This is a genomic window from Acidovorax sp. M2(2025), from assembly GCF_049330835.1.
Lineage (GTDB): Bacteria > Pseudomonadota > Gammaproteobacteria > Burkholderiales > Burkholderiaceae_C > Acidovorax.
Map to the genome: position 1 here is coordinate 3,218,129 of NZ_CP186262.1, position 12,076 is coordinate 3,230,204.

At 64.5% G+C, this 12,076-nt stretch carries 13 protein-coding genes; 6 read left to right on the top strand and 7 right to left on the bottom strand.

Features of this window, described 5'->3' with window-relative positions:
• Positions 1-162: 162 nt before the first annotated feature.
• The 6 genes from ACOYR3_RS14935 to ACOYR3_RS14960 all read right to left on the bottom strand — a co-directional run bounded on the left by ACOYR3_RS14935 (position 163) and on the right by ACOYR3_RS14960 (position 7,646).
• Entirely contained in the window at positions 163-1,239 is a 1,077-nt protein-coding gene (locus ACOYR3_RS14935; protein ID WP_422843144.1) for a D-alanyl-D-alanine carboxypeptidase family protein, read from the bottom strand.
• 114 nt (positions 1,240-1,353) lie between these two features.
• Positions 1,354-2,892: a 2-isopropylmalate synthase gene (locus ACOYR3_RS14940; protein ID WP_422843145.1), complete on the bottom strand. Its 1,539-nt coding sequence runs from the start codon at positions 2,890-2,892 to the stop codon at positions 1,354-1,356.
• Between the two features lie 218 nt (positions 2,893-3,110).
• Complete coding sequence (gene pssA / locus ACOYR3_RS14945; RefSeq protein WP_422843146.1) at positions 3,111-3,944, bottom strand: CDP-diacylglycerol--serine O-phosphatidyltransferase; 834 nt, start codon at positions 3,942-3,944, stop codon at positions 3,111-3,113.
• A 194-nt stretch (positions 3,945-4,138) separates the two neighbouring features.
• On the bottom strand, positions 4,139-5,155 hold the full coding sequence (gene ilvC, locus ACOYR3_RS14950; RefSeq protein ID WP_422843147.1) for a ketol-acid reductoisomerase: 1,017 nt from the start codon (positions 5,153-5,155) through the stop codon (positions 4,139-4,141).
• 61 nt (positions 5,156-5,216) lie between these two features.
• Positions 5,217-5,708 carry an acetolactate synthase small subunit gene (ilvN, locus tag ACOYR3_RS14955; RefSeq protein WP_184862540.1) on the bottom strand — a complete coding sequence of 164 codons (492 nt, stop codon included), beginning with the start codon at positions 5,706-5,708 and terminating at the stop codon, positions 5,217-5,219.
• Positions 5,709-5,852: 144 nt separating this feature from the next.
• Positions 5,853-7,646, bottom strand: a complete 1,794-nt coding sequence (locus ACOYR3_RS14960; RefSeq protein WP_422843148.1) for an acetolactate synthase 3 catalytic subunit — start codon at positions 7,644-7,646, stop codon at positions 5,853-5,855.
• Positions 7,647-7,954: 308 nt separating this feature from the next.
• On the opposite strand from ACOYR3_RS14960, the gene ACOYR3_RS14965 reads away from it, so the two are divergent.
• From ACOYR3_RS14965 to ACOYR3_RS14990, 6 genes are all read left to right on the top strand, one after another.
• Positions 7,955-8,524 (top strand): RNA polymerase sigma factor, encoded by a 570-nt coding sequence (locus ACOYR3_RS14965; RefSeq protein ID WP_291486761.1) that lies wholly within the window; start codon positions 7,955-7,957, stop codon positions 8,522-8,524.
• Positions 8,521-8,979, top strand: a complete 459-nt coding sequence (locus ACOYR3_RS14970; protein ID WP_422843149.1) for a DUF3619 family protein — start codon at positions 8,521-8,523, stop codon at positions 8,977-8,979. Before ACOYR3_RS14965 ends, ACOYR3_RS14970 begins: the two co-directional genes overlap by 4 nt.
• Positions 8,980-9,003: 24 nt before the next feature.
• Complete coding sequence (locus ACOYR3_RS14975) at positions 9,004-9,894, top strand: DUF3106 domain-containing protein (RefSeq protein ID WP_422843150.1); 891 nt, start codon at positions 9,004-9,006, stop codon at positions 9,892-9,894.
• 84 nt (positions 9,895-9,978) lie between these two features.
• A complete protein-coding gene (locus tag ACOYR3_RS14980) occupies positions 9,979-10,533 on the top strand; it encodes an RDD family protein (protein WP_422843151.1) in 555 nt (184 codons plus the stop codon).
• Between the two features lie 64 nt (positions 10,534-10,597).
• Positions 10,598-11,008 carry a diacylglycerol kinase gene (locus ACOYR3_RS14985; RefSeq protein WP_422843152.1) on the top strand — a complete coding sequence of 137 codons (411 nt, stop codon included), beginning with the start codon at positions 10,598-10,600 and terminating at the stop codon, positions 11,006-11,008.
• Positions 11,001-11,606 carry a TIGR00730 family Rossman fold protein gene (locus ACOYR3_RS14990; protein WP_422843153.1) on the top strand — a complete coding sequence of 202 codons (606 nt, stop codon included), beginning with the start codon at positions 11,001-11,003 and terminating at the stop codon, positions 11,604-11,606. The genes ACOYR3_RS14985 and ACOYR3_RS14990 overlap by 8 nt, the downstream gene beginning before the upstream one ends.
• A gap of 126 nt (positions 11,607-11,732) precedes the next feature.
• On the opposite strand, the gene ACOYR3_RS14995 is transcribed toward ACOYR3_RS14990, so the two are convergent.
• On the bottom strand, positions 11,733-12,071 hold the full coding sequence (locus tag ACOYR3_RS14995) for a P-II family nitrogen regulator (RefSeq protein WP_291486743.1): 339 nt from the start codon (positions 12,069-12,071) through the stop codon (positions 11,733-11,735).
• Between the last annotated feature and the right edge of the window lie 5 nt (positions 12,072-12,076).

Sequence of the window (12,076 nt, forward strand, 5' to 3'; positions counted from 1 at the left end):
ACGGGCGTTTGGCCCCTTGAGCGCCGGCAGACCGGCACGGAGCGGACACAGGGCAAACAGGCATCCACGCGCAGGCTTGCCCCATAAAAAAAAACCGGTGTGGCATCACCGCCAGACCGGTTTTTTGGTGCACGGTAGCTTGGCCCGCGCAGCGGTTTGATGCTAACCGTCGGTATTCACGCGCGCGTGCAGCGGAGCGCCCAGGGACGCCTTGGACTCCACCCAGTGGCGCACACGCTCGGCATCGCCCAGGCGGCTGAACTTGCCCGCCGAATCCAGGAACACCATGATGAGCTTGCGGCCCGCCACCTGGGCCTGCATCACCAGGCAACGGCCGGCCTCGGAGATGTAGCCGGTCTTCTGCAGGCCGATGTCCCAGGTGGGGTTCTTCACCAGGCCGTTCGTGTTGTTGTACTGCAGCGTGCGCGCTCCCACGGCCACTTCGTAGCTGGGCGACGTGGACAGCTCACGCAGCAGCGGATCGCCATGCGCAACGTTCACCAGCGTGGCCAGATCGCGGGCGCTCGACTGGTTGCGGCTGGACAGGCCGGTCGGCTCGACATAGCGCGTATCCGTCATGCCCAGTTGCCGCGCCTTGTTGTTCATCAGGCCCACAAAGGTTTCCAGGCCTCCGGGATAGGTGCGCCCCAGCGCATGGGCAGCCCGGTTTTCGCTCGACATGAGCGCCAGGTGCAGCAGTTCACCCCGGGTCAGGGTGGTGCCCACGGTCAGGCGCGAACGGCTGCCCTTTTCCGTGTCCACGTCGTCCTGGGTGATGGTGATGGGCTCCTCCATGGGCAGCTTGGCCTGGGAGATGAGCAGCCCGGTCATGAGCTTGGTCAGCGAAGCAATGGGCAGCACGGCATGGTCGTTTTTGCTAAGCAGCACTTCCTTCGTGTCCTGGTCGATGACCAGGGCCACGCTGGACTTCAGGTCCAGCGGATCGCTGACTTCATGCAAGCCCGCCAGTTGCCCGAACGATTGCGGGGCCGGCACGAAAGCGACGCGGGTGGGAGCCTTCGCGGTTTTGGCGGTAACCCGCACGGCCTTCGTGCGGACAGCCACTTTGCGCGTCGGGACAGCCCGTTTGGACGCAGAGGAAGTGGCGTGCTGTTTTTTGGCGGGGGCCTTGGCGCGCTCGCCAGCCTGTGCGGCTGGCAGGGCCATCGCCGTGCTGACGACGACCAGACCCAAAAGCCCTAGAAAACGACTCACTGCAGCGCGGTGGCGGTGGTGCATCAAAGCGCTCCAAACGGTAATAAGTGTTGAGCAGTGTACCGAATCAAAAAAATCGCGCAAGATCAATGGCTTGCGCGATTCTTCGAGAAAGTGAGTGAATTATAGATGCTGTGCTCAACCCTGTGCGGCCACCCGATCAGCTTTACTTTGTAATTTGTTCAGGGCACTTAGGTAGGCCTTGGCAGAGGCCACCACGATGTCCGGGTCGGCGCCCACTCCATTGACCACCCGGCCGCTGTTTTGCAGGCGCACGGTCACTTCGCCCTGGCTCTCGGTGGAGCCGCTGATGGCGTTCACCGAGTACAGCACCATTTCAGCGCCGCTCTTCACGTGGGCCTCGATGGCCTTGAGCGAAGCGTCCACCGGGCCGTTGCCTTCGGACTCGCTGCGCACTTCCTGCCCATCCACCGTGAAGACGATCCGCGCCCGGGGCAACTCGCCGGTTTCGCTTTGCTGGAACAGCGAGACAAAACCGTACTGCTCTTTTTCGGCCGTCACGCTCTCGTCGCTCACCAGGGCCAGGATGTCCTCGTCGAAGATCTCGCTCTTGCGGTCGGCCAGTTCCTTGAACTTGGTGAAGGCGACGTTGATTTCGCTTTCGCTCTCCAGCTGCACGCCCAGCTCCTGCAGGCGCTGCTTGAACGCGTTGCGCCCGCTGAGCTTGCCCAGCACGATCTTGTTGGCCGTCCAGCCCACGTCCTCTGCGCGCATGATTTCGTAAGTGTCGCGGGCCTTGAGCACGCCGTCCTGGTGAATGCCGCTGGCGTGTGCAAAGGCGTTGGCCCCCACCACCGCCTTGTTGGGCTGGACCACGAAGCCGGTGGTCTGGCTGACCATGCGGCTGGCGGCCACGATGTGGCGGGTGTCGATGCCGAGGTCGAGGTTGAAGTAGTCGCGCCGCGTCTTGACCGCCATCACGACTTCTTCCAGCGAGCAGTTGCCCGCGCGCTCGCCCAGCCCGTTGATGGTGCATTCCACCTGGCGCGCGCCACCGATCTTCACGCCGGCCAGCGAGTTGGCCACCGCCATGCCCAGGTCGTTGTGACAGTGCACCGACCAGATGGCCTTGTCGCTGTTGGGAATGCGCTCGCGCAGGTTCTTGATGAAGTTCCCGTACAGCTCTGGAATCGCATAGCCCACCGTGTCGGGCACGTTGATGGTGGTAGCGCCTTCGGCAATCACGGCTTCGAGCACGCGGCACAGGAAGTCGGGCTCGCTGCGGTAGCCGTCCTCGGGACTGAATTCGATGTCGCTCACCAGGTTGCGGGCGAAACGCACCGCCTGCTTGGCCTGCTCCAGCACCTGCTCGGGCGTCATGCGCAACTTCTTCTCCATGTGCAAGGGGCTGGTGGCAATGAAGGTGTGGATACGGGCGCTGTTGGCGCCCTTGAGGGCCTCGGCCGCGCGTGCGATGTCGCGGTCGTTGGCGCGCGACAGCGAGCAGATGGTCGAGTCCTTGATCGCGTGGGCAATCGACTGCACCGCTTCGAAGTCGCCATTGGAGCTGGCGGCAAACCCGGCCTCGATGACATCCACCTTCAGGCGCTCGAGCTGGCGTGCAATGCGCAGCTTCTCGTCCTTGGTCATGGACGCGCCGGGGGACTGCTCGCCATCGCGCAAGGTGGTGTCAAAAATAATGAGCTTGTCAGCCATGTCAGTTCTCCTGGTATCGGTGGGTGGGGCCCCGCAGCCTTCTCAAAAGTCCGGCGCCCAAAACAAAAGGCCCGTTGCGGGTGCATACGGGCCTTTGTGGAAAAAGTGTGCGCGTGCGCCTACTGCCTCCGCCCGTGGGGAGGTAGCAGTAGAGCCAGGGCAAACGTCTTCATGCAGTGCAATGTAGCACAACTCGCCAGGCACCGCGGTTGCCGGCCTCACTGGTGCAAGCCGCGCTCGTCGGGCTCATCGGTGGAGGTGCTGATGACGCTGGTGTGCTGCCCCTTGGCCTTGCGCCACGCATAGACGCCATAGCCGCTCAGGCCGTAGCACACGAACACGCCGAACAACACGATGGGCGGGTGGATGTTGATGATGGCGATGCCCAGGGCGATCAGCACGATCGCGGCGAATGGCACGCTCTTTTTCATCTGCACGTCCTTGAAGCTGTAGAACGGCACGTTGGTCACCATCGTGAGGCCCGCATACAGCGTGAAGCCGAACATGGTCCAGGTGGTCTCGTTCCAGGTCAGCCACAGGTCTTCGCCGGGGCGCTGCCCCAGCTCCGTCATCAGCCAGATGAAACCGGCCACCAGCGCGGCGGCGGCCGGCGACGGCAGTCCCTGGAAATAACGCTTGTCCACCACGCCCGTGTTCACATTGAAACGGGCCAGGCGCAAGGCGGCGCAGGCGCAGTACACAAAAGCCGCAATCCACCCCCAGCGGCCCAGGCCGTGCAGCGCCCACACATAGGCGATCAGCGCGGGCGCCGCCCCGAAGGAGACCATGTCAGAGAGCGAATCCATCTGCTCGCCAAAGGCACTCTGGGTGTTGGTCATGCGCGCCACGCGTCCGTCCAGGCTGTCGAGCACCATGGCACAAAAGACGCCCACGGCCGCCATGTCGAACCGGCCGTTCATCGCCATCACGATCGCGTAGAAACCGCCAAACAACGCCGCCAGCGTGAACAGGTTGGGCAGGATGTAGATGCCCTTGCGGCGCTTGCGCACCACCACGCCCGGGGTGTCGGTGGCCTCATTGCCATCATGCATCAAAAGAACCTCCAGCGCTTGCTATTACTGCGCAAGCAGCTATTAAATTTATAGTATTTCAACCACCGCCCGCCCTGCCGGCCGGCGGCGGCTCGCCCTGCAGGCGAAGGACGCAGTGTAGCGCCTGCCAACCCCGCGTTGCACCAATGAAAAAGGCCACCGAAGTGGCCTTGGGGTGCGTCGGGCGCAGCGCCTCAGTTGCGGGTCTGGTCCACCAGCTTGTTCTTGGCGATCCAGGGCATCATGGCGCGCAGCTGGCCGCCCACCTTCTCGATGGAATGGTCGGCGGTGTTGCGGCGGCGGGCCGTCATACTCGGGTAGTTCAGGCGGCCTTCCTGGATGAACATCTTGGCGTAGTCGCCGTTCTGGATGCGCTTGAGGGCGTTGCGCATGGCGGCGCGCGACTGCTCGTTGATGACTTCGGGGCCGGTCACGTACTCGCCGAACTCGGCGTTGTTCGAGATCGAGTAGTTCATGTTGGCGATGCCGCCTTCGTAGATCAGGTCCACGATGAGCTTGAGCTCGTGCAGGCATTCGAAGTAGGCCATTTCAGGAGCGTAGCCGGCTTCGACCAGGGTCTCGTAGCCCATCTTGATCAGCTCGACGGCACCGCCGCACAGCACGGCCTGTTCGCCGAACAGGTCGGTCTCGGTTTCTTCCTTGAAGTTGGTCTCGATGATGCCGGCCTTGCCGCCACCGTTGGCCATGGCGTAGGACAGGGCCAGGTCACGGGCCTTGCCGGACTTGTCCTGGTGCACGGCCACCAGGTGGGGCACGCCGCCGCCCTGGGCGTAGGTGCTGCGCACGGTGTGGCCGGGGGCCTTGGGGGCAACCATCCACACGTCCAGATCGGCGCGGGGCACGACCTGGTTGTAGTGCACGTTGAAGCCATGGGCAAACGCCAGCGAAGCGCCTTGCTTGATGTTGGGCTCGACGTTGTTCTTGTAGACCTCGGCGATCTGCTCGTCGGGCAGCAGGATCATCACGACGTCTGCGGACTTGACCGCGTCGTTGACTTCCAGCACCGTGAGGCCGGCCTTGCCGACCTTGTCCCACGAGGCGCCGCCCTTGCGCAGGCCGACCACGACCTTCACGCCGCTGTCGTTCAGGTTTTGTGCATGGGCGTGGCCCTGCGAGCCATAGCCGATGATGGCAACGGTCTTGCCCTTGATCAGGCTCAGGTCACAGTCTTTGTCGTAGAAAACTTTCATGGTCGCTCCGGTTGAAATCTTGTTCGGTTGAATGAGGGTGGGTGAGAAAACGGGGATTGTCTTACACGCGCAGGATGCGCTCGCCGCGGCCGATGCCGCTGGCGCCCGTGCGCACGGTTTCCAGGATCGCCGTGCGGTCGATGGCTTGCAGGAAAGCGTCGTTCTTGGACTGGTCGCCGGTCAGCTCGATGGTGTAGCTCTTCTCGGTCACGTCGATGATGCGGCCGCGGAAGATGTCGGCCATGCGCTTCATCTCCTCGCGCTCCTTGCCCACGGCGCGCACCTTCACCATCATGAGCTCGCGCTCGGTGTAGGCGCCTTCGGTGAGATCGACCACCTTCACAACCTCGATGAGGCGGTTCAGGTGCTTGGTGATCTGCTCGATCACATCGTCGGAACCCGTGGTCTGGATGGTCATGCGCGACAGCGATGGGTCCTCCGTGGGGGCCACGGTGAGGGACTCGATGTTGTAGCCCCGGGCAGAGAACAGGCCCACGACGCGCGACAGCGCACCGGCTTCGTTCTCCAGCAAAACGGCAATGATGTGTTTCATGGTGAAAGATTCCTCTTTTTGCTGCCCTCCCCTGGCGCCGGTAAGCGCCAGGCTCGGCAGGCAATAGATTCGTCAAAAAAAGATTGCTGCAAAAACAGTAGCTGCCAGCGCTTGATGGACAAGCGCTGCAGGCACCTTGAATGCTTAAAGGTCTTCCGAACCCAGCAGCATTTCGGTCAGGCCCTTGCCGGCCTGCACCATCGGGAACACGTTCTCGGTGGGGTCGGTACGGAAGTCCAGGAACACCGTGCGGTCCTTGAGCTTGCGTGCCTCGCGCAGCGCGGGCTCCACGTCCTGCGGACGTTCGATGAGCAGGCCCACATGGCCATAGGCCTCGGCCAGCTTCACGAAGTTGGGCAGCGCGTCCATGTAGCTGTGGCTGTAGCGGCCGGAGTACTCGATCTCCTGCCACTGGCGCACCATGCCCAGGTAGCGGTTGTTCAGCGAGCAGATCTTGATCGGCGTGTTGTACTGCAGGCAGGTCGACAGCTCCTGGATGTTCATCTGCACCGAGCCTTCGCCCGTGATGCAGAACACCTCGGCCTGCGGCTTGGCCAGCTTGATGCCCATGGCGTAGGGAATGCCCACGCCCATGGTGCCCAGGCCGCCGGAGTTGATCCAGCGGCGCGGCTCGTCAAAGCGGTAGTACTGCGCGGCCCACATCTGGTGCTGGCCCACGTCGGACGTGATGTACGTGTCCGAGTCCTTGGTCATGTTCCACAGCGTCTCGACGACGTACTGCGGCTTGATGACGTCGGAGGAGCCGCGGTCGTACTTCAGGCATTCGCGCTTGCGCCAGCCTTCGATGGTGTCCCACCAGGCGCCCAGGGCTGCCGCGTCGGGACGCGTGCTGCTCTCGCGCACCATGGAAATCAGCTCGGTGAGCACATCCTTCACATCGCCCACGATGGGGATATCGACCTTCACGCGCTTGGAGATCGAGGACGGATCGATGTCGATGTGGATGATCTTGCGATCGTTTTGCGAGAAATGCTTGGGATTGCCGATCACGCGGTCATCGAAGCGCGCCCCCACCGCCAGCAGCACGTCGCAGTTCTGCATGGCGTTGTTGGCCTCGATCGTGCCGTGCATGCCCAGCATGCCCAGGAACTTGCGGTCGCTGGCCGGGTAGGCGCCCAGGCCCATCAGGGTGTGGGTGACCGGGTAGCCCAGCAGATCCACCAGCGTGCGCAGCTCTTGCGTGGCATTGCCCAGCAGCACGCCGCCACCAGTGTAGATGTAGGGGCGCTTGGCCGACAGCAGCAGCTGCAGCGCCTTGCGAATCTGGCCACCGTGGCCCTTGCGCACCGGGTTGTACGAGCGCATTTCCACGCTCTGCGGGTAGCCGCTGTACGGCACCTTCTTGAACGAGACATCCTTCGGGATATCGACCACCACCGGCCCGGGCCGGCCTGTGCGGGCAATGTGGAACGCCTTCTTCAACGTCATGGCCAGGTCACGCGGGTCCTTGACGAGAAAGTTGTGCTTGACGATGGGGCGCGTGATGCCCACGGTGTCGCACTCCTGGAAGGCGTCCAGCCCGATGGCGGGCGTGGGGACCTGACCGGAGATGATCACCATGGGAATGGAATCCATGTAGGCCGTGGCAATGCCCGTGACCGCGTTGGTCAGGCCGGGACCGGAGGTGACCAGGGCCACGCCGACTTCGCCGGTGGCGCGGGCATAGCCGTCGGCCGCATGCACTGCGGCCTGCTCGTGCCGCACCAGCACGTGCTGGATGGTGTCCTGCTTGTAGAGCGCGTCGTAGATGTACAGGACCGCGCCGCCCGGGTAACCCCAGATGTACTGGACGTTTTCGGCTTGCAGCGACTTGATGAGGATTTCCGAGCCCATGAGATCCTGGGGGCCGGCGGCGGAAGCGGAGGAGCCCTGCGTGGCAGCGGCTGCCGAAGTGATTTCGGCCTTGGAGATTTCCATGATGATCAACCTTTGCGAATTTCTCTGACGAAAAACCTTGGGTGCTCCTCGCACGCGCTCTTGTGAAGCCAGCTTGGAACTTGAGGCCAAGGACATGGGCGGGATGATTGCCGCGCCGGACCGTGACCCGTTTGCCTTTTGAATTGCAACGTGGATTATCGCACTGCAACACCGCAAAACATCATCCGCTCTACAAAAAAACCGCAGGCCAATGCGATAATCAAAGGCTTGCCGGGCCCATCCGCACCGACCTTTACAGGGTCTTTGCACTGTGCCCGGCGCCGTTACCCTCTCCGGGCTCACCTGTCTTGGCAACCGAACAAGAACTTTCCGACTTCCTCAAGAGCGTAGAAAAGCGCGCGTTCAAGCGCTCGGTCTACCACGTTCGCAACGAGGAAGCCGCATTGGACATTGTGCAGGACAGCATGCTCAAGCTGGCGGAGCACTACGGGGACAAGCCGGCGGCAGAGCTGCCCATGCTGTACCAGCGGATCCTGTCCAACTGCACGCTCGACTGGTTCCGGCGCCAGAAAACCCGCAACGCGCTGTTCACCAGCATGAGCGACTTCGAAGGCCCGGGCGAAGATGGCACGGATTTTGATTTGCTGGAGGCCTATTCAGGAACCGAGGAAGGCGACCCGGCCGAAAGCGCCGAGGACCACACGCGGCGGACCCAGATCTTTCACGAGATCGAAGCCGAAATCGCCGAGCTGCCTCCACGTCAACGCGAAGCGTTCCTGATGCGTTACTGGGAGGAAATGGATGTTGCAGAAACCGCAGCCGCCATGGGTTGCTCGGAAGGCAGTGTGAAAACGCACTGTTTTCGTGCAATTCAAACCCTCAGCAAGGCACTGAAGGCCAAAGGAATCGAGCCATGAACACCGCACAGCCCCCCTCGACACAGGCACAAGCAGCAGCCGAGCGCTTTGCGCTGCGCGTCACGGCGCGGCTGTCCGGCGGCACGGACGACTTGCCCTACGACATTTCGGAACGCTTGCGCGCCTCGCGCATGCAGGCGCTGGCCCGCCGCAAGAAGGAGCCGGCGCCGGTGCGCCTGGCCACCCCCGTGGTGGTGCATGGCCGGGGCGGCGCTGCCACCCTGGGCAGCGGCAGTGGCAACGAGGGCGGCGGCTGGTGGAATGCCCTGGTCTCGGCCATTCCCTTGATGGCGCTGGTGGTCGGACTGGTGGTGATCAACACCGCCCAGGACGAAAGCAGCGTGAACGATGTGGCCGAGGTGGATACCGCCCTCCTCACCGACGACCTGCCGCCTGCCGCTTATGCCGACCCGGGCTTCGTACAATTCCTGAAAACCGCGGCGGCGACCCACTGAGTCCTGCCGCACACGCCCGACTGCATGCCACCAAGCCCCGCCGACGCTCCCACCGCCCTGCCAGCCTACGTGCTGGCTTTGGCGCTCTTGGGCGCGTTCGCCGCCGAAGGGTGGCAAGTGCTGGGCCAGATGCGGATGGCGCCGGGCACCGTGCTGCCGGCGGGTGCCGAGGCGGCCGTTGCCGGCCCCAACAACGTCCGCACGCCACCGGGGCAAGGATTGTCGCTCGCGCCACAGGTGGAAACCGGCCCGGGCTGGGAAACACTCACCACTCCCCAGAAGCTGGCGCTGTACCCCCTGGCCGAGCGCTGGGCCCTCATCAGCGAAGCGCAAAAACGCCGCTGGCTCGCTCTGGCCGCCACCTTTTCTTCGTTGCCTGAAGAAGAGCAGGCCAAGTTCCACGACCGCATGACCGACTGGGCCAACCTGAGCGCGCAGCAGCGCACCCAGGCCCGGCTGAACTATGCGGTCACCAACCGGCTGGCGCCCGACGACAAACGCGCCCAATGGGAGGCGTACCAGGCGCTCTCGGACGAAGAAAAACGCGCCCTGGCGGCCCGTGCTGCGCCCAAGCCCAAGGGCGCGGCGACCGCTTTGCATCCCGTCTCGCCCAAGAAGCTGGCCCAGGTGCCGGCGGCCACGCAGGCCAACCCGAGCCGGCCCAACATCCCCAAGATTCCGCCGGTGCTGGACCTTGGCGCCCCGCGGATCGCAGCGCCCGTGGCGCCCTCCCCCGCAGCACCGGCCGCCGCTGGCGCCGCGCCGCAGAACCCGGCGTCCGCTGCGGTGGTGGAAACCGCCCCCATCTCAGCGCCCGTGGCCGTGCCCGCAGCGCTCCCGCCGCTGGGAGCCGCCTCGGCTGAGGCCCCGCCTCCGCCGGTGACCCCCGACAATTCCGGCCTGTACCCCCAATAACCCGCCCCCGCGGGCTTGAGTTCAGTTCGAGTTTCCCATTCGGTTTCAGGTAGCAGCCTTCGCCTCCCCAGGAATGACCCCGGAATGACCGCACGCCCCCCTACGCCCGCCCGCCCGGGGACCCCTGCCGCACCGGCCACCGCTGCCAGCCCCCTGGTGCCTGCCCCGCAACTGTGGCGCCGCATGGCCTGCTGGCTGTACGAGGGCATGCTCCTGTTCGGGGTGGTGTTCATTGCCGGCTACCTGTTCGGCACCCTGAGCCAGACCCGCAACGCCATGGACAACCGCCATGCGCTGCAGGCGTTCCTCTTCGTGGTGTTCGGCATCTATTTCACCTGGTTTTGGGCCAAGGGCCAGACGCTGGCGCAAAAGACGTGGCACATCCGCGTGGTGGCCCCCTCCGGGCGTCCGATCAGCCAGGCGCGGGCGCTGTTGCGCTACGTGCTCAGCTGGGTGTGGTTTCTTCCCCCCCTGGCGGCCTACCTGTTTGGCGTGCCGGCCCTGGAGGTGCTGGTGCTGCTGGGCGGATGGGTGGCGATCTGGGCCATCCTGAGCCGCTTTCACCCCGAAGGCCAGTTCTGGCACGACGCCTTGGCGGGCACCCGCCTGGTGCACCACGAGCTTCCCCCCAAAAAATAGCGCAGCCCACCCCAGCGGCACACGCGCAAGCTGTCACGCGACTGGGAGACAATGCCCCCCAACCATGCCGCTTCCCCCTTCCGAGCCCCTGGCGCCCGTCAATCCCCAAAAAGCCCGGTCGGGCCTGAGCCGCATCTGGCATGCCACCGGCTATTCCCTGGAAGGCCTGCGCGCCGGCTGGGGCGAAAAGGCGTTTCGCCAGGAAGCCATCGCCGCCGTGGTGCTGCTGCCGGCCTCACTGTGGCTGGGCACGGGCTGGGTGGAGGTGGCGCTGCTGGCGGGCTCGGTCTTGCTGGTGATGATTGTGGAGCTGCTCAACACCGGCATCGAGACCGCCATCGACCGCATCGGCCCGGAGTGGCACGACCTGTCCAAGCGTGCCAAGGACATGGGCAGCGCCGCCGTGCTGCTGGCGCTGCTGCTGTGCGGCGGCATCTGGTCTGGTGCTCTTTTCCAAAGGTTTTTCCATGGCTGACCCCGCTGTTTCCGTTGCCTTCTCTGTCTGCGTCTACTGTGGCTCGCGCCCCGGGGAGAACCCAGCCTTTGCCGATGCGGCACGGGCCGTGGGCAGCTGGATCGGCCGCCATGGCGGCCAGCTCGTCTATGGCGGCGGCCGCAGCGGGCTGATGGGCACGGTGGCCGAAGCCACGCGACAGGCCGGAGGCCGCGTGGTGGGCGTCATCCCGCAGGCGCTGGTGGACAAGGAACTGGCCAACCGCCAGTGCGACGAGCTGCACATCGTGCAGACCATGCACGAGCGCAAGGCCATGATGGCCGAGCGCAGCGATGCCTTCGTCGCCCTGCCGGGCGGCATCGGCACCTTTGAAGAACTGTTTGAGGTGTGGACGTGGCGCCAGCTGGGCTACCACGACAAGCCCGTGGGGCTGCTCAATGTGGCGGGCTACTACGACGCCCTGCTGGGTTTCCTGAACCACAGCGTGGCCAGCGGCCTCATGGGTGAATGGCAGATGGGCCTGCTGCACGCCGCCACCGACGCCGAAGCCCTGCTGCGCACGCTGGTGCAGGACGCCGGGCCCGACCAGGCCCCTGTCCCGCTGCGATCGGTGATCTAGCCCGCCTCACAAACTGGCGCGGCCCGAAACCAGGACCGCCGCGCTGGCGGTGTCCACCATTCCCGAATGGCGCGGCCATTCGAAAGAAGGTGGGAAGGCGCGAAGCGCCTCAGGCGGATATCACCCTCATACCGCCGCGTCGTCCAGGTCGCCCGTGCGGATGCGCACCACGCGCTCGACCGAGGTCACGAAAATCTTGCCGTCGCCGATCTTGCCCGTGCGCGCCACGCTGACGATGGCGTCCACGCAGCGGTCCACGTCTTCGGTCTTCACCACGACCTCGACCTTCACCTTGGGCAGGAAGTCCACCACATACTCGGCGCCACGGTACAGCTCGGTGTGGCCCTTCTGGCGGCCAAAACCCTTCACCTCGGTGACGGTGAGGCCGGTCACGCCGCACTCGGCGAGGGCCTCGCGGACCTCTTCGAGCTTGAAGGGCTTGATGACAGCGGTGATCATTTTCATGGCGG

Bases quoted from the DNA above. Each gene is read 5' to 3' on its own strand.
- ACOYR3_RS14935 (WP_422843144.1), bottom strand. From the start codon at position 1,239: ATGCACCACCGCCACCGCGCTGCAGTGAGTCGTTTTCTAGGGCTTTTG.
- ACOYR3_RS14940 (WP_422843145.1), bottom strand. From the start codon at position 2,892: ATGGCTGACAAGCTCATTATTTTTGACACCACCTTGCGCGATGGCGAG.
- pssA (WP_422843146.1), bottom strand. From the start codon at position 3,944: ATGCATGATGGCAATGAGGCCACCGACACCCCGGGCGTGGTGGTGCGC.
- ilvC (WP_422843147.1), bottom strand. From the start codon at position 5,155: ATGAAAGTTTTCTACGACAAAGACTGTGACCTGAGCCTGATCAAGGGC.
- ilvN (WP_184862540.1), bottom strand. From the start codon at position 5,708: ATGAAACACATCATTGCCGTTTTGCTGGAGAACGAAGCCGGTGCGCTG.
- ACOYR3_RS14960 (WP_422843148.1), bottom strand. From the start codon at position 7,646: ATGGAAATCTCCAAGGCCGAAATCACTTCGGCAGCCGCTGCCACGCAG.
- ACOYR3_RS14970 (WP_422843149.1), top strand. From the start codon at position 8,521: ATGAACACCGCACAGCCCCCCTCGACACAGGCACAAGCAGCAGCCGAG.
- ACOYR3_RS14975 (WP_422843150.1), top strand. From the start codon at position 9,004: ATGCCACCAAGCCCCGCCGACGCTCCCACCGCCCTGCCAGCCTACGTG.
- ACOYR3_RS14980 (WP_422843151.1), top strand. From the start codon at position 9,979: ATGACCGCACGCCCCCCTACGCCCGCCCGCCCGGGGACCCCTGCCGCA.
- ACOYR3_RS14985 (WP_422843152.1), top strand. From the start codon at position 10,598: ATGCCGCTTCCCCCTTCCGAGCCCCTGGCGCCCGTCAATCCCCAAAAA.
- ACOYR3_RS14990 (WP_422843153.1), top strand. From the start codon at position 11,001: ATGGCTGACCCCGCTGTTTCCGTTGCCTTCTCTGTCTGCGTCTACTGT.
- ACOYR3_RS14995 (WP_291486743.1), bottom strand. From the start codon at position 12,071: ATGAAAATGATCACCGCTGTCATCAAGCCCTTCAAGCTCGAAGAGGTC.